The 19,474-nt window shown below is 71.1% G+C and carries 15 protein-coding genes; 6 read left to right on the top strand and 9 right to left on the bottom strand.

The genetic code is table 11. From position 1 onward, the window contains the following. Positions 1-61 precede the first annotated feature (61 nt). Positions 62-2,074: a class I tRNA ligase family protein gene (locus KXR53_RS31625; RefSeq protein ID WP_437379595.1), complete on the top strand. Its 2,013-nt coding sequence runs from the start codon at positions 62-64 to the stop codon at positions 2,072-2,074. A 139-nt stretch (positions 2,075-2,213) separates the two neighbouring features. On the opposite strand, the gene KXR53_RS31620 is transcribed toward KXR53_RS31625, so the two are convergent. Continuing rightward, entirely contained in the window at positions 2,214-2,456 is a 243-nt protein-coding gene (locus tag KXR53_RS31620) for a MafI family immunity protein (protein WP_437379594.1), read from the bottom strand. A gap of 76 nt (positions 2,457-2,532) precedes the next feature. Beyond that, positions 2,533-3,414, bottom strand: a complete 882-nt coding sequence (gcvA, locus tag KXR53_RS31615) for a transcriptional regulator GcvA (protein ID WP_437379593.1) — start codon at positions 3,412-3,414, stop codon at positions 2,533-2,535. A 98-nt stretch (positions 3,415-3,512) separates the two neighbouring features. On the opposite strand from gcvA, the gene KXR53_RS31610 reads away from it, so the two are divergent. Further along, positions 3,513-3,677: a hypothetical protein gene (locus tag KXR53_RS31610; protein WP_437379592.1), complete on the top strand. Its 165-nt coding sequence runs from the start codon at positions 3,513-3,515 to the stop codon at positions 3,675-3,677. Continuing rightward, positions 3,674-4,099: a GFA family protein gene (locus tag KXR53_RS31605; RefSeq protein WP_437379591.1), complete on the top strand. Its 426-nt coding sequence runs from the start codon at positions 3,674-3,676 to the stop codon at positions 4,097-4,099. Before KXR53_RS31610 ends, KXR53_RS31605 begins: the two co-directional genes overlap by 4 nt. Before the next feature lie 3 nt (positions 4,100-4,102). Here KXR53_RS31605 and KXR53_RS31600 read toward each other — a convergent pair whose 3' ends face one another. Beyond that, on the bottom strand, positions 4,103-4,999 hold the full coding sequence (locus tag KXR53_RS31600; protein WP_437379590.1) for a DMT family transporter: 897 nt from the start codon (positions 4,997-4,999) through the stop codon (positions 4,103-4,105). Positions 5,000-5,128: 129 nt separating this feature from the next. Between KXR53_RS31600 and KXR53_RS31595 the strand changes: the two genes are divergently transcribed. Next, a complete protein-coding gene (locus KXR53_RS31595; RefSeq protein ID WP_437379589.1) occupies positions 5,129-6,040 on the top strand; it encodes a helix-turn-helix domain-containing protein in 912 nt (303 codons plus the stop codon). 226 nt (positions 6,041-6,266) lie between these two features. Then, positions 6,267-7,586 carry a hypothetical protein gene (locus tag KXR53_RS31590; RefSeq protein ID WP_437379588.1) on the top strand — a complete coding sequence of 440 codons (1,320 nt, stop codon included), beginning with the start codon at positions 6,267-6,269 and terminating at the stop codon, positions 7,584-7,586. Here the strand turns inward: KXR53_RS31590 and KXR53_RS31585 are convergent, their stop codons facing one another. From KXR53_RS31585 to KXR53_RS31560, 6 genes are all read right to left on the bottom strand, one after another. Then, positions 7,587-8,618 carry an NAD-dependent epimerase gene (locus KXR53_RS31585; protein WP_437379587.1) on the bottom strand — a complete coding sequence of 344 codons (1,032 nt, stop codon included), beginning with the start codon at positions 8,616-8,618 and terminating at the stop codon, positions 7,587-7,589. Then, positions 8,619-9,908 carry a nucleotide sugar dehydrogenase gene (locus KXR53_RS31580; RefSeq protein ID WP_437379586.1) on the bottom strand — a complete coding sequence of 430 codons (1,290 nt, stop codon included), beginning with the start codon at positions 9,906-9,908 and terminating at the stop codon, positions 8,619-8,621. It lies immediately after the preceding gene. A 220-nt stretch (positions 9,909-10,128) separates the two neighbouring features. Then, positions 10,129-13,050, bottom strand: coding sequence for a [protein-PII] uridylyltransferase (locus KXR53_RS31575; protein WP_437379585.1), 2,922 nt, complete (start codon positions 13,048-13,050; stop codon positions 10,129-10,131). A gap of 9 nt (positions 13,051-13,059) precedes the next feature. Continuing rightward, positions 13,060-15,684: a DNA mismatch repair protein MutS gene (mutS, locus tag KXR53_RS31570; protein WP_437379608.1), complete on the bottom strand. Its 2,625-nt coding sequence runs from the start codon at positions 15,682-15,684 to the stop codon at positions 13,060-13,062. Positions 15,685-15,867: 183 nt separating this feature from the next. Continuing rightward, positions 15,868-16,368, bottom strand: coding sequence for a GNAT family N-acetyltransferase (locus KXR53_RS31565; RefSeq protein WP_437379584.1), 501 nt, complete (start codon positions 16,366-16,368; stop codon positions 15,868-15,870). 143 nt (positions 16,369-16,511) lie between these two features. Beyond that, complete coding sequence (locus KXR53_RS31560) at positions 16,512-16,673, bottom strand: hypothetical protein (RefSeq protein WP_155888511.1); 162 nt, start codon at positions 16,671-16,673, stop codon at positions 16,512-16,514. Positions 16,674-17,154: 481 nt separating this feature from the next. Here KXR53_RS31560 and KXR53_RS31555 point away from each other — a divergent pair, with 481 nt between their 5' ends. Continuing rightward, positions 17,155-19,446, top strand: coding sequence for an NADP-dependent malic enzyme (locus tag KXR53_RS31555; RefSeq protein ID WP_437379583.1), 2,292 nt, complete (start codon positions 17,155-17,157; stop codon positions 19,444-19,446). The last annotated feature ends 28 nt before the right edge of the window (positions 19,447-19,474 follow it).

Here is a 19,474-nt window from a genome sequence, read left to right as displayed (position 1 = left end):
CCGCCGGCGGGAGGTCCGCCGTCGGCCATAGCTCCCCCTCTCCACGGGCAAGGAGGCACGGATGGCCTACGATCCGCAGGCGATCGAGCCGAAATGGCAGGCTTATTGGGACGAGAACCGCACCTTCCGGGCGGAGATCGACCCGGCGAAACCCAAATTCTACGCGCTGGACATGTTCCCTTACCCCTCCGGCGCCGGGCTGCATGTCGGCCACCCCGAGGGCTACACCGCCACCGACATCGTCTGCCGCTACAAGCGCATGGCGGGCTGGAACGTGCTGCACCCGATCGGCTGGGACGCCTTCGGCCTGCCGGCGGAGCGCTACGCCATGCGCACCGGCATCCACCCCGCGGTCACCACCCGGCGCAACATCGAGACCTTCCGCCGCCAGGTGCGTCGCCTGGGCTTCTCCTACGACTGGGACCGCGAGCTGGCGACCACTGATCCCGGCTTCGTCCGCTGGACGCAATGGATCTTCCTGAAGCTGGTCGAGCGCGGCCTGGCCTATCAGGCCGAGGTCGCGGTCAACTGGTGCCCGGCCCAGAACACCGTCCTGGCGAATGAGGAGGTCAAGGACGGCCGCTATGTCGAGACCGGCGACCCGGTGGTCCAGCGGCCGATGCGGCAATGGATGCTGCGCATCACCGCCTATGCCGACCGGCTGCTGGCGGACCTGGACGGGCTGGACTGGCCGGAGAGCATCAAGGCCCGGCAACGCCACTGGATCGGCCGGTCGGAGGAGGTGGGCCCCGACGGCACGCGCCGGGTGACCTACCGCCTGCGCGACTGGCTGTTCTCGCGCCAACGCTATTGGGGCGAGCCGATCCCGATGCTGCACCTGGCCGACGGCTCGGTGGTGCCGCTGCCGGAGGACAGCCTGCCGCTGCTGCCGCCGGAGCTGGACGACTATGCGCCGGCGCCGGGCGGCGAGCCGCCTTTGGCCCGCGCCGCCGGATGGGTCGAGACCACCGTGCCCGGCACGGACATCCCGGCCCGGCGCGAGACCAACACCATGCCGCAATGGGCCGGCAGCTGCTGGTACTATCTGCGCTTCCTGGACCCGCGCAACGACCGCGAGATCGTCAGCCGCGAGGCCGAGCGCTATTGGCTGCCGGTCGACCTGTATGTCGGCGGGGCGGAGCACGGCGTGCTGCACCTGCTGTACGCCCGGTTCTGGCACAAGGTGCTGTACGACATCGGCGTGGTCTCGACGCCGGAGCCGTTCCAGCGGCTGTTCAACCAGGGGATGATCCTGGCCCCCTCCTACCGCGACGCCTCCGGCCGCTATTACGAGGCGACGGCAGTGGAGGAGCGCGACGGCGGCTACTATGCCGGCGCGGTGCCGGTGGTGCGGCAGGCCGAGAAGATGTCGAAGTCCCGCTTCAACGTCATCAACCCGGACGCGGTGGTGGCCGAGCACGGCGCCGACGCGCTGCGCCTGTACGAGATGTTCCTGGGCCCGCTGGAGGCGGCCAAGCCCTGGCAGACCGACGGCGTGGCCGGGATCCGCCGCTTCCTGGACCGCGCCTGGCGCGTCGTCTGCGGCCCGGACGACGCGCTGAGCCCGGCGGTGCGGGAGGTGGAGCCGCCGGCCGATCTGCTGCGGCTGCGCCACGCCACGGTCGCGGCGGTCACCGCCGACATCGAGGCGCTGCGCTGCAACACCGCGATTGCCCGGCTGATGCGGCTGGCCAGGGCGCTGGCGGCCGCCGACCCGCGCCCGCGCACGGTGGTGCAGGATTTCGCGCTGCTGCTGGCGCCCTTCGCCCCGCATATCGCCGAGGAGCTGTGGCAGAAGCTGGGCCACCGGGACTCGCTGGCCCACGCCCCCTGGCCCGGCTTCGACCCGGCTCTGGCCGCGGAGGAGAGCCGCGACTACGCGGTGCAGCTGGACGGACGCGTACGGCACCACATCCGCGCTCCGGCCGGCCTGGACGCCCCGGCCCTGATCGCCGCCGCCCGGTCCGACCCACGGGTTGCGGCACTGCTGCAGGGCCGCGAGGTGGTGCGGGAGATCGCGGTGCCTGGACGGCTGGTGAATTTTGTGACACGGCCGGCCGGGTCGGGGAATTGACCAGCGTCGTCGTCATGGCGAGCCCCGAAGGGGCGTGGCCATCCAGCGACACCGACCTCTGGATCGCCACGGCGCTTCGCGCCTCGCGATGACGATGAGGACGGCATCCACGAAACTGGCGCCTGGCCGCAAAGGGCGGCTAGCGGCCGTCTGGGTACATGAGGCTGGCGGCTTCCTGCATGGTCTTCTTGGTACGCTCATTCGGCACCAAATTCAGCTCCGAGAGGGCGGCCGTTAACTCCTCCCATGCCAGTCCATATTCACCATGATCGATGAAGCGCCGAATATTGCTCACGTCCTCCGAAGGAAGGCGGGACTGCTCATGATCGAGCGCTGTTTGGAGCAGGTTCTCCAGTCGTTCCCAATTTTGTCGATGGTCCATGAAAACCTCCCATCCCACAGGGAGAATACCGGCGCCCATCAATGACGACAAAGACCCGATCTCCGCCCTCCACCGCTCACCCCTCCTCCACCGGCGGCAGGCAGTCCAGAAGCCACGCCCGGAAGGCGCCGGCGGCGGGGGAGAGGCGGCGGTCCTCCGGCATCGCCAGCCAGTACCAGCTGCGCGGCACCGTGACGTCGAACAGCCGCACCAGCCGGCCGGCGGCGATGTCGCGGGCGCAGAGCACGTCGTCGCCCATCGCCACGCCCTGGCCGGCGATGGCGGCGTCGAGCGCCAGCGCCACGTCGAGGAAGCGCGGGCCGCGGGTGGCGTCGATGCCCTCGACCCCCGCCGCGGCCAGCCACAGCGCCCAGGTCTGGGCGCTTTCGTCATGCAGCAGGGTCTGGCCGCGCAGGTCCGCCGGCGTCGTCAGCTGCGCCGCCAGGGCCGGGGCGCAGACCGGGTAGTCCATCACCTGCACCAGCTTCTCGGCGGCCAGGCCGGGCCAGCCGCCGCGGCCGTAGCGGATCGCCAGGTCGGTCCGGTCGCCGCGGAAATCGGCCAGGCGCTGGGTCGGGTCGAGCTCGATGTCGATGCCGGGGTGGAGCTTGCGGAACGACCCGAGCCGCGGCACCAGCCAGCGCCCGGCGAAGGCGGGCTCGACCGACAGGCGCAGCCGGCCGCGCCCGGCCTCGGCCGCGATCGCGACCATGCCCTGGGACAGCCGGTCGAAGGCGTCGGCGACCACCGCGGCGAAGGCCCGCCCCGCCTCGGTCGGCGCCAGGCCGCGGCCGTCGCGCAGCAAGAGCGGCACGCCCAGCCGTGCCTCCAGCCCGCGGACATGGCGGCTGATCGCGGCATGGCTGACGCCGAGCTCGGCCGCGGCCGCGGTGAAGCTGCCGCGGCGGGCGGCGGCCTCGAAGGCGCGGACGGCGTTCAGCGGCGGCAGCGGGCGCATCGCTCATCTGTAACTTTTCCTTACAGATGCTGCAAGGGAACGGCGTTTGTGCCGAGGCGGGCGAAGCGGCAGAGTCTTGGTGAGCCCAGGAGGCCCCGATGTTCCACCATCTGCTCGACGCCTATCTCACCGTCTTCGCCCCGGCCCCGCGCCGCGCCCCGGTGCGGCCGGCGGAGTGCCGCGCGGAGATCCTGCCGCCGCTGCCGATCGGCCGGCGCCGCAGCCGCCCGTCGCGGCGGCCGATGGTGATCGGCCGGCCGTGAGCGCCGCCCCGCTGCCGCTCGAAGGCGGCTGCCTGTGCGGCGCCGTGCGCTATCGCCATGACGGGCCGATCCATTCGGTCGACTACTGCCACTGCCGGATGTGCCAGAAGGCCGCCGGCAGCCCGGCCGTGGCCTGGGCCACCGGCGCCTATGAGGGCTTCCGCTGGACGAAGGGCGAGCCGCGCGGCTTCCGCTCCTCGTCCAAGGGCCGGCGCTGGTTCTGCCCGGGCTGCGGCTCGCCTCTGGCCTTCGAGGGCTTCGAGCCGGAGGGCAAGACCATGGGCGTCACCCTGGCGACGCTGGACGACCCGACGGCGCTGCGGCCGCGCCAGCACGCCTGGATCGGCACCCGCCTGCCCTGGCACGCGATCGACGAGACCCTGCCGGCCTTCGAGGATGACGGGCCGCCGAGCGGGATCTGACCGTCAGGCCCGTGCCGGTGCCGCGCCGTTGCGGCGCCCGGGCAGCTTCGCGAAGACCAGCACATTGCCCAGCAGCACCAGCGCCACCCCGGCCACCGCTGTCGCGGTCCAGACATAGCCTTCCAGCAGCGCCGAAACGTTCAGCGCCACCAGCGGGAACAGCACGGTCGAATAGGCCGCCCTGTCGGCGCCGATGCGGCCGACCAGGGTCAGATAGGCCAGGAAGGCGATCACCGAGCCCGGAATCGCGAGGTAGAGCAGGGCCCCGACATAGGCGGGCGACGGGTCGAAGCGCCAGGGGAGGCCCTGGACCAGCGCCACGGCCAGGAGGATCAGCGCGCCGTACAGCATGCCCCAGGCGGTGGTGGTCCAGGGCGTCAGGCCGCGGCGCCGGTGCACCACGGCGAGGACGTTGCCGACGCCGAAGCCCATGGTGCCGGCCAGCGCCAGGGCGAGGCCCCAGAGCATCTCGAGATCGAGCTGCGCCGGGTCGATGCCGAACAGCAGCCACAGCCCAGCCAGCCCGACCGCGCCGCCAGCGAGGACGCGCGGCTTCAGCGGCTGGCCGAGCGCGACCCGGCTGAACAGCGCGGTCCAGACGCTGCCGGTGGAGAAGGCGACGGCGACGAGGCCGCTCGGGACATAGGCCGAGGCGTGATAGACCAAGAGGAAATTGCCGCTGAACAGCGCCAGCCCCTGGCCGAGGCAGACCAGATGGTCGCGGGCCTGCAGCCGCTCGCGCCGGCGCGTCACCAGCAGCAGCGCGAACATCACCAGGGCGGCGAGCGCGAAGCGGTAGAGGATCGACAGCTCCACCGGCACCGGGCCGATCTGGTAGTGGATGGCGATCCAGGTGGTGCCCCAGATCAGGACGACGAGCAGGTACAGGGCGGCGGTCATGACGGCATCGGGGTTCCGGGTCTCGCCCCTACCCTGCGCCCGCCGGCTCCGCCCGTGATTGCACATCCTTGCGCAGTTTCGGCGCCGCCCCTGGCCCGCGGCCCGGCGCGGGTCTAACCTGACCGCACCATGAACCGGCCCGGACAGAGGATCGAGGACGCCCAGCTGCAGCGGCTGGCGGCGCGCTACGGCGTGGTCGCGGCGCTGGCCTCGTCGCGCGCGGTGCTGGAGCGGACGGTCGAGATCGGCGACGGCTTCACCCTGGCGGAGTGGTGGAACGCCCACGACACCACCGGCTACCGCTCCCCTGGCCACCACACGCTGAGCCTGTACCTGGAGGGCGGCGAAGGCACCCAGCGCATCGGCTTCCCCGGCCGATACGGCGGCCCCGGCCGGTTCTGCCTGCTGCCGGCCGAGCATGAATCGCACTGGATCCTCAGCCGGCCGATGCGCTTCCTGCACTTCTACTTCGACGCCGGCGCCCTGGCCGCGGCCGGCGCCGCCGCCCACGATGCCGACATCCGCGAGACCACGCTGCCGGACGACACCTTCTTCGACGACCCGGAGGCAGCGCGGCTGATGGCCGGGCTGATCCGGCTGGACTGGGGCGACACCGGCGCCCGGCTGGCGGCGACCCAGACCGGGCACGAGCTGCTGGCCCATCTCGCCGGCCGCCGGCTGCGCCGCCGCCCCTCCCCCGCCCTCGACGGCGGCCTGGCCCCGCATATCCGCCGCCGGGTGCTGGACTTCGTCGAGGCGGCGCTGGACGAGCCGCTGACGCTCGGCCGGCTCGCGGCGGTGGCCGGGCAGTCGGAGTACCACTTCGCCCGGATGTTCCGCGCCTCCGTCGGGCTGCCGCCGCACGCCTATGTGCTGGCCCGGCGGCTCGACCGCGCCCGCCGGCTGCTGGCCGAGAGCGACCAGCCGCTGGCCGAGATCGCCGCCGCCTGCGGCTTCACCCATCCGAGCCACCTGACCCGGCATTTCCGCGCCGCCTTCGGCGGCCCGCCCGGCGCGTGGAGGGCCGCGGTGCGCGGCTGAATCCGGCTTCACCCGTCCCCGGGCCGGAGCCATAGTGGCGGAAACGGGGGAGTAAAACACGATGCGGCGGATTCTGTGCCTGGCCTTCGGCCTCGGGTTGCTGACGACTGCGGCCGGTCCGGCCTCGGCCCAGGCGACGGCCGAGGAAGCGGCGAAGCTGAAGTCAGCCCTGGAAGCCTGGATGCCCTCCGGCGTGGACCTGACGTCGGCGGAGGCCGACTATCTCGTGACCAAGCTGCCGACCCTCCAGATGATCGGCCATTGGAACGTTGAGCCCGATGGTGACGGGTACAGAATTCAGACGCCGGGCGGCAGGCAGAAGATGCTGTCCGACGGGCTCTGGTCCTTTCTCGGCCGCACGATCCTCGCATGCGATCCGGGCCAGATGCGCGCAACCCCGACGACAGCCGGACGCTATGCTCTCAGCAGCGAAGCTCCGGTGACGTGCCGCCTGGAGCGGGCGGACGGCGTGGTGTGGATGGTCACCGCCGAAAGCCGCCGCACGGAAGGCTTTATCGACCTGAACGAGCCGGCTGTCGTTTCGGTCGATACAATCCTGCATCGACTGACTGTGGGTCGCCAGGATGCCGGCAATCCGGCCAAGATCGATCGCCTGACCATCTCGAACGGCGGCAAGGCGTTGGGGGACAAGCGCTCGGACCTGACCTCGCGCTACACGATCGAGGGCTTCGTCTCGCCGTCGCCCAGCGGCACCGGCACGATCACCGCCAGCCGGATCGTCTTCGATGTCGGCGCAGAAGGCGTGGATGTCGTGGGGCTGAGCGACAGTGCCATCGCATTGGTCAGACGCCTCGCCGGCCTGACGGGCGACGCCGCGCAGGTCGCGGGCGACGACCCTGCCATCCGCGACCTGCAGGAGAGCTTCCTCGCCAGCGTCGGCCGGGCCAGTCGAGAGGAGATAAGAGTCGAAGGGCTGACCACCAAGGTGCCGGGACGAACGGCCAAGATCGGGATTCTCGCCATCGGCGGCGCTATGAGCAGCTTCGACCGGGATGGTGCGCGCGTCGCCCTGCGGCTGGACAGCCGGGACCTCTCGATCGAACCACCCACCCCCTACACCGCTTGGCTCCCGACCGAGGGAACGATCCAGATCACGATCGATGGGATGCCGCTTTGGACGATGATCGCGGATGAGATGCTGCCCGGCGAGCGCGATCCGGCCGAGGTGACGCGCCTCGTCTCGGAATCCTCGATGCGCGTTCGCATCGATGCCGTCCATCTGGCGGCGCCGGAGGCCTCGCTCGATCTCCGCGGCACGATCGCGTCGGCGCGCGATGCCGTGCGGGGGCAGACGGGCGACCTCCAGCTGCGCCTGACCGGCATCGACGGGCTGGTCAAGGCGCTGCAGGCCGATCCGCAGGCCAGCCAGGCCGCAGCGGGCTTGAGCGTGCTGCAGGTGCTGGGCCGGCAGACGACGCTGCCCGACGGCCGGTCGGCCCGCGACTACGACATCGTGATCGACCCGTCGGGGAAGGTCCTGGTCAACGGCGCCGATGTCCAGTCGCTGGTGCCGAAGCCGCTCTGATCACACGCCGTAGAAGCCGCGGTACCACTCGACGAAGCGCGGGATGCCGACCTCGATCGGCGTCGTCGGGTGGAAGCCGACGGCCGCCTCCAGCTCCGCCACATCGGCATAGGTCTCGGGCACGTCGCCGGGCTGCAGGCCGCGGAAGATCTTCTGCGCCTCGCGGCCCAGCGCCCGCTCCAGCACCGCGATCATGTCCAAGAGCGCCACCGGTTGGGTGTTGCCGATGTTGTAGAGCCGATAGGGCGCGGTGCTGGAGGCCGGGTCCGGCCGGTCGCCGGTCCAGGCGGGGTCGGGCTGCGGCACCCGGTCCAGCACCCGGGCCACGCCTTCGACCAAGTCGTCGATATAGGTGAAGTCGCGCAGCATCCGGCCGTGGTTGAACACCTCGATCGGCCGGCCTTCCAGGATGGCGCGGGTGAACAGGAACATCGCCATGTCCGGCCGGCCCCAGGGGCCGTAGGCGGTGAAGAAGCGCAGCCCCGTGACCGGCAGGCGGTAGAGATGGCTGTAGGAATGCGCCATCAGCTCGTTCGCCTTCTTGGTCGCGGCGTAGAGGCTGAGCGGATGGTCGACATTCTGGCGCACCGAGAACGGCATCGCCGTGTTGGCGCCGTAGACCGAGCTGGAGGAGGCGAAGACCAGGTGGCGCACCCCGTGGTGGCGGCAGCCCTCCAGCACGTTGAGGAAACCGACGACATTGGCGTCGACATAGGTCTCGGGGTGGCTCAGCGAATGCCGCACCCCGGCCTGGGCCGCGAGATGCGCGACCAGCGCCGGCTTCACCTCGGCGAACAGCCCGGCCATGCCCGACCGGTCGGCGATATCGAGCCGGTGGAAGGCGAAGCCCGGCCGGTCCGCCAGCTGCGCCAGCCGCGCCTCCTTCAGCCGGACGTCGTAATAGGGGCTGAGATTGTCGACCCCGACCACCCGCCGCCCGGAGTCGAGCAGCCGCCGCGCCAAAGCGAAGCCGATGAAGCCGGCGGCCCCGGTGACCAGGACGGGTTCAGCGGCAGCGACCGGGGCGGACATCTAGAGACTCCAATAGGCCAGGCGGGGCGGCACGCTCGCCGGATCCAGCGCAGATTTCACATCCATCACCAGGCCGCCATCCTTGAGGCAAGCCCAGAATTCGTCGCGCGGCCGGTCGAGATAGGCCCGGTGCGGCACCGCCAGCACCAGCGCGTCGAGGTCGCGGAACGCGTCGAGGCCGGCGAGCTCCAGCCCGTATTCCCGCCGCGCCCGTTCGGGATCGGCCAGCGGATCGTGCACCAGTGGCTCGACGCCGTAGGAGCGCAGCTCGGCCACGATGTCCGGCACCCGGCTGTTGCGCAGGTCGGAGACGTTCTCCTTGAACGTCAGGCCGAGGATGCCGACCCGGGCCCCGAGGATGGTGCGGCCCTGCCGCGCCAGCACCTTGACCAGCTTGCCGGCCAGGAAGGCGCCCATCCCGTCATTGATGCGGCGGCCGGCCAGGATCATCTCCGGCCGGTAGCCCACCGCCTCCGCCTTGGCGGTGAGGTAGTACGGATCGACGCCGATGCAATGGCCGCCGACCAGGCCGGGCTGGAAGCGCAGGAAATTCCATTTGGTGCCGGCGGCTTGCAGCACCTCCGCCGTGCGCAGGCCGAGCCGGTCGAAGATCATCGCCAGCTCGTTCATCAGCGCGATGTTGAGGTCGCGCTGGGTGTTCTCGATCACCTTCGCCGCCTCGGCCACGCGGATCGACGGCGCCCGGTGGATGCCGGCCGGGACGATCGCGCCATAGGCCGCCGCCACCCGCTCCAACGCCGCCGCGTCCTGGCCGGCGACGACCTTGACGATCCGCTCCAGCCGGTGCTCGCGGTCGCCGGGGTTGATCCGCTCCGGCGAATAGGCCAGGGCGAAGTCGGTGCCGGCGCTGAGGCCGGAGGCGCGGGCCAGCGCCGGGCCGCACACCTCCTCGGTGGCGCCGGGATAGACCGTGGATTCGAACACCACCACGGCGCCGGGCCTGAGCGCCCGGCCGATGGTCTCGCAGGCGCGCAGCAGCGGCCCGAAATCCGGCCGGCGCTCGGCATCGATCGGGGTCGGCACGGTGGCGACGAAGAAGCTGGCGCCGGCCAGGTCGGCCGGGTCGGCGGTAACGGTGAAGTCGGCGCCGGCCAACTCCTCCGGCTCGACCTCGCCGGTCATGTCATGGCCGTCGCGCAGGGCGGCGACGCGGGCCGGATCGATGTCGAAGCCGATCGTGCCGGGAAAGCGCCGGGCGAAGGCCAGCGCCACCGGCAGCCCGACATAGCCGAGCCCGATCACGGCGATGCGTTCGGCGGGAGGGGTCATCGGATATCCTCGCGCCCAAATTCATCCTCCCCCTCCCCTTGCGGGAGGGGGTAGGGGGAGGGGTTTGGTGCCGTCAGATCAATGCCGACGGATCGGCACGGCACCGATGTGTTCTCGAATGACCTCGCGCCAGCCCTCTTCGATCGACACCCCCTCCCCCTACCCCCTCCCGCGGGGGGAGGGGGAGGACAAAAGTCATGGGCCATCATGAATGAGACGCTCATACCGCCGACCGGCGGGCGCGGGGGCGGCGCTTCGGCGCGGCGGGCAGCGGCCTGGCCACCGGGTCGGCCAGCACCTCGCCCAGGGTGCTGCGGATCTGCGCCAGCTTCGCCTCGTGCTCGACCTTCAGCCCGAACACGTCCTTGACGTAGAACACGTCGACGGCGCGGGCGCCGAAGGTGGAGATCTTGGCCGAGGAGATCTGCAGGCCGAGCCCGGTCAGCGCCCGCCCGACCGCGTGCAGCAGGCCCGGCCGATCGCGGCCGTTCAGCTCGATCACCGTATGGGTGCGGCTGGCCTCGTTGTCGATCAGCACGCGCGGCGCGATCGAGACCGAATGGAGGCGCGGATAGCTGCGGTGCCGCCGCTCCAGCTCCGCCGACATCTTCATCTCGCCGGACAGGCTGCGCTCGATCGACACCCGGACCCGGGCCAGCTTCTCCGGCGCGTCGAAGGCGCCGCCCTCGACCGCGTCCTGCACCAGGAAGGTGTCGAGCGCCATGCCGTCGGCGAAGGTGAAGATCTTGGCCTCGACGATGGTGCCGCCGGAGACGGCGATGGCGCCGGCCAGGCGCGAGAACAGGCCGGGATGGTCGGCGGTGTGGATGGTCAGCTCGGCCACCGTGCGCTCCTGGTCGACCCGGATGTCGATCGCCAGCGGCTCGCCCTCCTCCTCGGCGGCGCGCACCAGCCGGGCGTGGCGGGCCTGGGTGGCGCCGTCGAAGGCCAGCCAATAGGCGCGGCTGACCTTGCCGAGATAGGCCTCGACCGCCTCCCGCGGCCAGTCCGCCAGCGCCTGGCGCAGCTGCTCCTTGGCCTGGTCGACACGGTGCTCCACGCCGACCGCCTCGTCGGCGCCGGACAGCCGCTCCTCGGCCCGGTGGTACAGCTCGGCCATCAGCGTCGCCTTCCAGGCGGTCCAGCGGCCGGGGCCGACGGCGCTGATGTCGGCCGCGGTCAGGACCAGCAGCAGGCGCAGCCGCTCCGGGCTCTCCACCGCGGCGACGAAGTCCTGCACCGTCTTGTCGTCCTCGATGTCGCGCTTGAAGGCGGTGTCGCTGAGCAGGAGGTGCCAGCGCACCAGCCACTGCGCGGTCTCGACCTCCTCCGGCGTCAGGCCGAAACGGGGACCGAGCTTGCGCGCCACCCGCGCGCCCAGGATCGAATGGTCGCCGCCGCGGCCCTTGGCGATGTCATGACACAGGAGCGCGACGTAGAGCGCCCGGCGCGACCCGGTCTTGCGCATCACCTGGGTGGCGAGCGGCAGCGTCTCCGCCGCCTCGCCGGTCTCGATCCGGTGCAGGATGCCGAGCGCGAACAGCGTGTGCTCGTCCACCGTGTAGGTGTGGTACATGTCGTACTGCATCTGCGCCACCACCCGGCCGAAATCCGGGATGAAGCGGCCCAGCACGCCGGCCTCGTTCATCCGCCGCAGCGGGATCTCGGGGTCCTGCTCCGCGGTCAGGATCTCGAGGAAGATGCGGTTCGCCGCCGGATCCTCGCGCAGACCATTGATCAGGTCGATGTTGCGGGTGATCAGCTTCAGCGCCGCCGGGTGGATGTCGAGATCGCGCGCCTGGGCCACCCGGAACAGCCGGATGATGTCGACCGGATGGTCGCGCAGCTGCTTCTCGCCGGCCAGGCTGATGCGGTCGCCGTCGAGCGGCAGCCCGTCCACCATCGGCGCGGCAAAGCCGAGGAAGGCGAGGCCGCGCTTCGGCCGGCGCTGGCTTTCCGCCTCCAGCGCCGCGCAGAAGATGCGGGTCAGGTTGCCGACCTCCTTGGCGACCAGGAAGTAGTGCTTCATCAGCCGTTCGACGCCCTTGGCGCCGGCATGGTCGGTGTAGCCGGCGACGCGCGCCAGCTCCGGCTGCAGGTCGAAGGTCAGCCGGTCCTCGGCCCGGTTGGTCAGGTAGTGCAGATGGCAGCGCACCGCCAGGAGGAAGCTTTCCGAGCGGCGGAAGCGCCGCGCCTCCTCCGTCGTCAGCACGCCCTTGGCGACCAGGCCGTCGACGTCGTCGACCTGGTACAGGTACTTGCCGATCCAGAACAGGGTCTGCAGGTCGCGCAGGCCGCCCTTGCCCTCCTTCACATTCGGCTCCAGCACGTAGCGGCTGTCGCCCATGCGGCGGTGGCGGGTGTCGCGCTCGGCCAGCTTGGCCTCGGTGAAGGCGGCACCGGTGCCGGCCGCGACCTCCTCGACGAAGCGGCGGCGCAGCGTGTCGTAGAGCGACGGCTCGCCCCACAGCAGGCGCGTCTCCATCAGGCTGGTGCAGATGGTGACGTCGCTGCGGGCCAGGCGCAGGCTGTCGTCGACCGAGCGCACGGAATGGCCGACCTTCAGCCCGAGGTCCCACAGCAGGTAGAGCATGTACTCCACCACCTGCTCGACCCGCGGGTTGCGCTTGTAGGGCAGGAGGAACAGCAGGTCGATGTCGGAGAAGGGCGCCAGCTCGCCGCGGCCATAGCCGCCGACAGCGGCGATGGCGAAGCGCTCGCCCACCGTCGGGTTCGACACCGGGAACAGCCGCGACACGGTCAGCGAGGCCAGCGCCCCGATCAGCTCATCCATGAGATAGGCGGATTCGGCGACGCAGGCATCGGCCGTCCCCGCCTCCTCGACGAAGCGGCGGCGGATCGCCGCGCGGCCGGCCGCCAGCGTCTCGCGCAGCGCCGCCAGGATCGCGCCGCGCTGGGCCTGCGCGTCGCCCGCCGTCAGCGCCTCGTGCAGCCGCCGCTCCAGCGCCGCCGGGTCGACGATCTCGTGCGGCGCGTCGATCCGCTCGCCGCGCCCCTTGGCCGAGGCGGGGGACATGACGGCCGGGGCGGCGGCGGTCGCGGCGCCGCGCGGCAGGAAGCGTCGAAGGCGGCCCCGAAGGCCGGGACGGGCGCCAGGGCGGATTGCGGTCTCGTCGGGCATGATCAGGTCTTAGGTGAGCAGCGCCTTCAGAGCATACAACCGTTCCAGCGCTTCGCGCGGCGTCATCGCATCGGGGTCGAGCGCCGCGACCGCCGTCTCGAGCTCGGACGGGCCGCTCGGCGCCGCCGGGGCGGCCGGGCGCGCCGCCGCGGCCGAGAACAGCGGCAGGTCGTCGACCAGCTTGGCGACGCTGCGGCCTTCCTTGCCCTGCTCCAGCGCCTCCAGCACCTCCTGCGCCCGGCCGACCACGGCGGCCGGCAGCCCGGCCAGGCGGGCGACATGGATGCCGTAGGACCGGTCGGCGGTGCCGGGAGCCACCTCGTGCAGGAAGACGATGTCGCCCTGCCATTCCTTCACCCGCATGGTGTGGCAGGCCAGGCGCGGCAGCCGCGCCTGCAGCGCCGTCAGCTCGTGGTAATGCGTGGCGAACAGGGCCCGGCAGCGCGTCGTCTCGTGCAGATGCTCGACGCAGGCCCAGGCGATCGACAGGCCGTCGAATGTGGCGGTGCCGCGGCCGATCTCGTCGAGGATGACCAGCGCCCTCGGCCCCGCCTGGTTCAGGATCGCCGCTGTCTCCACCATCTCGACCATGAAGGTGGAATGGCCGCGCGCCAGGTCGTCGGCCGCGCCGACCCGGCTGAACAGCCGGTCGACCACGCCGATCTCCGCCTCCTCCGCCGGCACGAAGCCGCCCATCTGGGCCAGCACCGCGATCAGCGCGTTCTGGCGCAGGAAAGTCGACTTACCGGCCATGTTCGGGCCGGTCAGCAGCCACAGCCGCCGCTCCTCCGACAGGTCGCAGTCATTGCCGACGAAGGGCCCGGCCTGGGCCTCGGCCAGGGCGATCTCGACCACCGGGTGGCGGCCGCCCTTGATCCGGAACGCGGTGCCGTCGGTCACCTTCGGCCGGCAATAGCGCCGCTCGACCGCCAGCTCGGCCTGCGAGGCGGCGACGTCGAAGGCGGCCAAAGCGCGGATGGCGCCGGAGATCGCCTCGGCCCGGCCGGTGACCTCGGCCACCAGATCGGCGAACAGCCGCAGCTCGATCGCCAGCGCCTTGTCCGCCGCCTCGGCGATCGACCGTTCCAGCGTGCTGAGCTCGACCGTGGTGAAGCGCATCGCCGAGGCCATGGTCTGGCGATGGATGAAGGTGCCGGCATGCGGCGGCTGCAGCAGCTTCTCCGCCTGGTTGGCCGAGACCTCGATGTGGTAGCCGATGACGTTGTTGTGGCGGATCCGCAGGTTCTGGATCTTCGTCTCGTCGGCATAGCGCTGCTGCAGCGCCGCGATCAGCCGGCGCGATTCGTCGCGCAGGGTGCGGACCTCGTCCAGCTCCGGCAGGTAGCCGGGGGCGATGAAGCCGCCGTCGCGGATCAGCAACGGCAGGTCCTCCGCCAGCGCCCGGGTCAGCCGATCGACCAGCCCGTCATGCTCGCCGAGCTCGGCCGCGGCGCGGGACAGCAGCAGCGGCAGGTCGAGGAAGCGCGGCGCGCCCAGCCGTTCGCGTAAGCGCCCGCCCTGGCGCAGCGCGTCGCGGATCGCGGCCAGATCGCGCGGGCCGCCGCGGCCGAGGCCGAGCCGGGTCAGCGCCCGCTCCGCGTCCGGGCAGGCGCGCAGCAGGGCGCGCAGATCCTCGCGCAGCCTGCTGTCCTCGACCAGAGCCTGGACGGCATCGAGCCGCTCGGCGATGGCATTGGGCTCGGTCAGCGGCGCCGCGAGATGGGTCGCCAGCATCCGGGCGCCCGGGCCGGTGACGGTGCGGTCGATCGCGGCCAGGAGGCTGCCCTTGCGCTCGCCCGACAGCGTCCGCGTCAGCTCCAGGTTGCGGCGGGTGGCGACGTCGATCTCCATCACCGCGCCGCGCGGCAGGCGGCGCGGCGGCGACAGCCGCGGCAGCGCCTTCTGGGTCAGCTGGATGTAGTCGACCAGCGCGCCGGCCGCCGCGACCTCGGCCCGCTCGAAGCTGCCGAAGGCGTCGAGCGTGCCGACCCGGAACAGCTCCTGCAGGCGCCGCCGCCCGTTCTCGCTGTCGAAGCGGGCGCCCGGCTGCGGCGTCAGCCGCATCTTCCATTCGCCGAGCAGCTCGAAGAGGTCCGGATTCTGCAGCACCCGTTCGGGCAGCAGGATCTCGCTCGGGTCGAAACGCGCCAGCGCCGCGCCCAGCCGGTCGGGCGCGGTCGGCTCGGTCACGAGGTCGCCGGAGGAGATGTCGACCGCGGCGATGGCGAGGGTGCCGGCGACGTCGGCCAGCGCCACCAGATGATTCGCGGCGCGGGGTTCGAGGAGGCCGTCCTCGGTCACCGTGCCGGGGGTGACGATGCGCACCACCTCGCGCCGCACCAGGGTCTTGCCGGAGCGCTTCTTCGCCTCCTCCGGGCTCTCGGTCTGGTCGCACAGCGCGACGCGGAAGCCCTGGCGGATCAGCCGGGCCAGATAGGCTTCGTGGCTGTGGGCGGGCACCCCGGCCATCGGGATGTCCTCGCCCTGGTGCTGGCCGCGCTTGGTCAGGGCGATATCGAGCGCCGCCGCGGCCGTGACCGCGTCGTCGAAGAACATCTCGTAGAAATCGCCCATCCGGAAGAACAGCAGGCAGTCCGGATGGGCCGCCTTGGCTTCCAGATACTGCGCCATCATCGGCGTGACGGACGGATCGGTCGTCGCGGGGATACTGCTGTCGGGCAAGGCTATCGGCACGAAATACGGGACGGGATCGGCGAAGCGCGGACCGTAGCACGTGCATGCGGGGGCCGGAACGCGGTTGCGCCGAGGCCCCGATTCACCCCGCGTGAGGCAAGGAAAGGAAATCGAGGCCGCCGCTCAGGCGGCCTCGACTCGGTGCAGGACGCGCTGCAGCACCAGCTCGTCACCGAGGATCTCGCCGGTCTCGACGAAACCTTCGGAGATATAGAGCCGGCGGGCCGTGGCGTTGCCGGGCACCACGCCCAGCAGCACCTGCTCGCCGTGGGGTAGGCGGCCCAGGATGGCGAGCGTCGCCCGCAGGGCGGCGCGGCCGAAGCCGCGGCCCTGGAACCGGGCGTCGATCATCAGCCGGTAGATCCAGCGATGGCCGTCCTCGGGGTCCAGCGCGTGCATGACGAAGCCGACCGGGCCGCCATGGCTGGCGTCGCAGACCCCGAGAGGCGCGCACCATGGCGAGGCATCGGCCTCGGCGATCGATTCCGCATTGCTGGCAACGAAGCCCTCCTGCCCCGGCGCCACCCGAAGCGAGGCGAACACCGCCCGGTCCTGCGCCGTGACCAGGGGAACGAGCCGCACCGCCGGCGCGGCCGGCTGCGGCGGCGCACGATATGCGTACATGACTATAGTCCTATCCAACGTCGAATGCCTGCGGTCCGGGCGGCGACGTGCGGTCGCGCGCCCGGCTCGAGGCCGGGGACGGCGGTCGATCTATGGACGGGGAGCGGCGGGACGGCGTCCGAAGACCCCGCCCCGCTGCCGTATCAAGATCTTAACCCGACGTCGCGTTTCAGATGCTCGCTCAGCGAGTCGGTATCGCGGGGTTTTCGGCGCGGCGTCACGAGGACGCGGCCCAGCTCCGCAAAGGCGACGACGACGAGCGACAGGGACGGACGGAAGGCACGCTTCTCGGTCGAGATATGCATGATGATCTCCAACGGATCTGGAGGTGGGAAAACCGTCCGACCGAAGGGGTCGGACGGGGCGAATCCGCACGGCGGGATGCCGGGCGGAATGGGGTGACGGTTTGGGGTGGACGATCGGATGCGGAGTCGTCGGAAACGGCCCGTGAGGGTCGTCCGGCGGTGTCGGCAGCGATCAGGTCAGCGCAGGGAAAGTGTCAGGTCGGTGAGGCGACGAGAACTGATCGTGCAGACGTTCAGGCGGCCGGGCCGCGGTAAGCGAGAACGATGGTCATTGCACGATCCTCCCTGGAATTCGGAGTGGGAAGGAGAGATACGGGATCGCCGCTGCGGTCCGCAAGTGCCTTTTCAAGAGGCCGCGCGAAGATGGCGCAGCGTTGCATCGAAGCCACACTCAGAACGGCCGGCCCGCAATGCGGGGCTTGACGCTCCCCGCCGGCGGGGGGTCCATTACTCGGCCCGCCACGCTGCGCCGCTGGACATCATGACCGTGACCAAGACCTCGCTCGACGACGATGCCCTCGCCTTGCACGCCCAAGGCCGTCCCGGCAAGCTGGAGATCAGCGCCACCAAGCCGCTGACCACCCAGCGCGACCTGGCGCTGGCCTATTCCCCCGGCGTGGCCGCGCCCTGCCTCAGGATCCATGCCGATCCCGCCACCGCCTACGACTACACGGCCAAGGGCAACGTCGTCGCCGTGATCTCGAACGGCACCGCGGTGCTGGGCCTGGGCGATCTCGGCGCGCTGGCCAGCAAGCCGGTGATGGAGGGCAAGGCCGTCCTGTTCAAGCGCTTCGCCGATGTCGACGGCTTCGATCTCGAGGTCGACACCCGCGACGTCGACGAATTCGTCAACTGCGTGCGCTTCCTCGGCCCCTCCTTCGGCGGCATCAATCTCGAGGACATCAAGGCGCCGGACTGCTTCGTGATCGAGGCCCGGCTGCGCGAGCTGCTGGACATCCCGGTGTTCCACGACGACCAGCACGGCACCGCGATCATCGCCGCGGCCGGGCTGATCAACGCGCTGGAGCTGACCGGCCGCGCCATCGGCGACGTCCGCATGGTGCTGAACGGCGCCGGCGCCGCCGCCATCGCCTGCGTCGAGCTGTTCAAGTCGCTGGGCGTGCCGGCGCAGAACATCATCCTGTGCGACAGCAAGGGCGTGGTCTGGCAGGGCCGCACCGAGGGCATGAACCAGTGGAAGGCGGCGCATGCCGTCGACACGCCGCACCGGACCCTGGCCGAGGCGGTCGAGGGCGCCGATGTGTTCATCGGCCTGTCGGTCAAGGGCGCGATGACCAAGGACATGGTGAAGTCGATGGCCGACAGGCCGATCGTCTTCGCCCTCGCCAACCCCGACCCCGAGATCACGCCGGACGAGGTGCGGTCGGTGCGGCCGGACGCGATCATCGCCACCGGGCGGTCGGACTATCCGAACCAGATCAACAACGTCCTCGGCTTCCCCTACATCTTCCGCGGCGCACTCGACGTCCGCGCCCGCACCATCAACGACGCGATGAAGCTGGCCGCGGCCCATGCCCTGGCCCGGCTGGCGCGGCAGGATGTGCCGGACGAGGTCGACAGCGCCTATTCCGGCCGCCGGCTGCGCTACGGCCCCGACTACATTATCCCGGTGCCGTTCGATCCGCGGCTGATCGAGGAGGTGCCGCTGGCGGTGGCCCAGGCGGCGATGGAATCGGGCGTCGCCCGCAAGCCGATCACCGACATCGCCGCCTACCGCCAGAGCCTGCGCCGCCGCCTGGATCCGACCGCGGACAAGCTGCAGCTGATCTTCGATAAGGTGGCGGAGAACGGCACCCGCGTTGTCTTCGCCGAGGGCGAGGAAGAGCGCACGATCCGCGCCGCCATTGCCTTCCGCGCCCAGGGATACGGCACGCCGATCCTGATCGGCCGCGAGGAGCGGGTGCGCGAGACCATGGCCCGGATCGGCCTGCCGGAGGCGACCGCGGCCGAGCTCGAGATCCACAACGCCCGGCTGTCGAAGCACAACGAACGTTATATCGATTTCGTCTACGGCCGGCTGCAGCGCCAAGGACTGCTGCAACGGGACGTCGCCCGCATGGTCAATCAGGGCCGCAACATCTTCGCCGCCTGCATGGTGGCGAATGGCGACGCCGACGCCATGGTCACCGGCCTGACCCGCAACTTCACCACCTGCTTCGAGGAGATCACCCGGGTCCTCGACCCGGCGCCGGATCACGTGCCCTTCGGCCTGTCGATGCTGACCGTGCGCGGCGGCACCGTGCTGATCGCCGACACCACGGTGCATGAGCGGCCGGATCCGGAGCTGCTGGTCGACATCGCGTTCCAGGCCGCGGCCAAGGCCCGGGAGCTGGGGCACGAGCCGCGCCTGGCCTTCGTCTCCTCCTCCAATTTCGGCCAGCCGATGCGCGAGTTCACCCAGCGCATCCGCGACGCGGTCACCATCATGGATGCCCGCGCCAAGGCCGGCGAGGTGGATTTCGAGTATGACGGCGAGATGACCGCCGAGGTCGCGCTGGACTACGCGCTGATGAAGCGGCTGTACCCCTTCGCCCGCCTGTCCGGCCCGGCCAATCTGCTGATCATGCCGGCATTGAACGCGGCCAATATCGGCGCCAAGATGCTGCAGAAGCTGGCGGGCGCCTCGCTGATCGGCCCCCTGCTCTGCGGCCTGGAGAAGCCGGCGCAGGTGGTGCAGATGGGCGCGACCGTGAACGAGATCGTGACCGCGGCGGCACTGGCCGCCTACGACGCCCTGGCGCAGCGGCGTTGACCGGCCCGACCGGTTCGCTGCGCCGCAC

It is taken from the genome of Inquilinus limosus (assembly GCF_051487185.1).
Taxonomy (GTDB): domain Bacteria; phylum Pseudomonadota; class Alphaproteobacteria; order DSM-16000; family Inquilinaceae; genus Inquilinus; species Inquilinus limosus_F.
The sequence above is the reverse complement of the archived record's forward strand: the minus strand, read 5'-3'. Positions and strand labels throughout refer to the sequence as shown.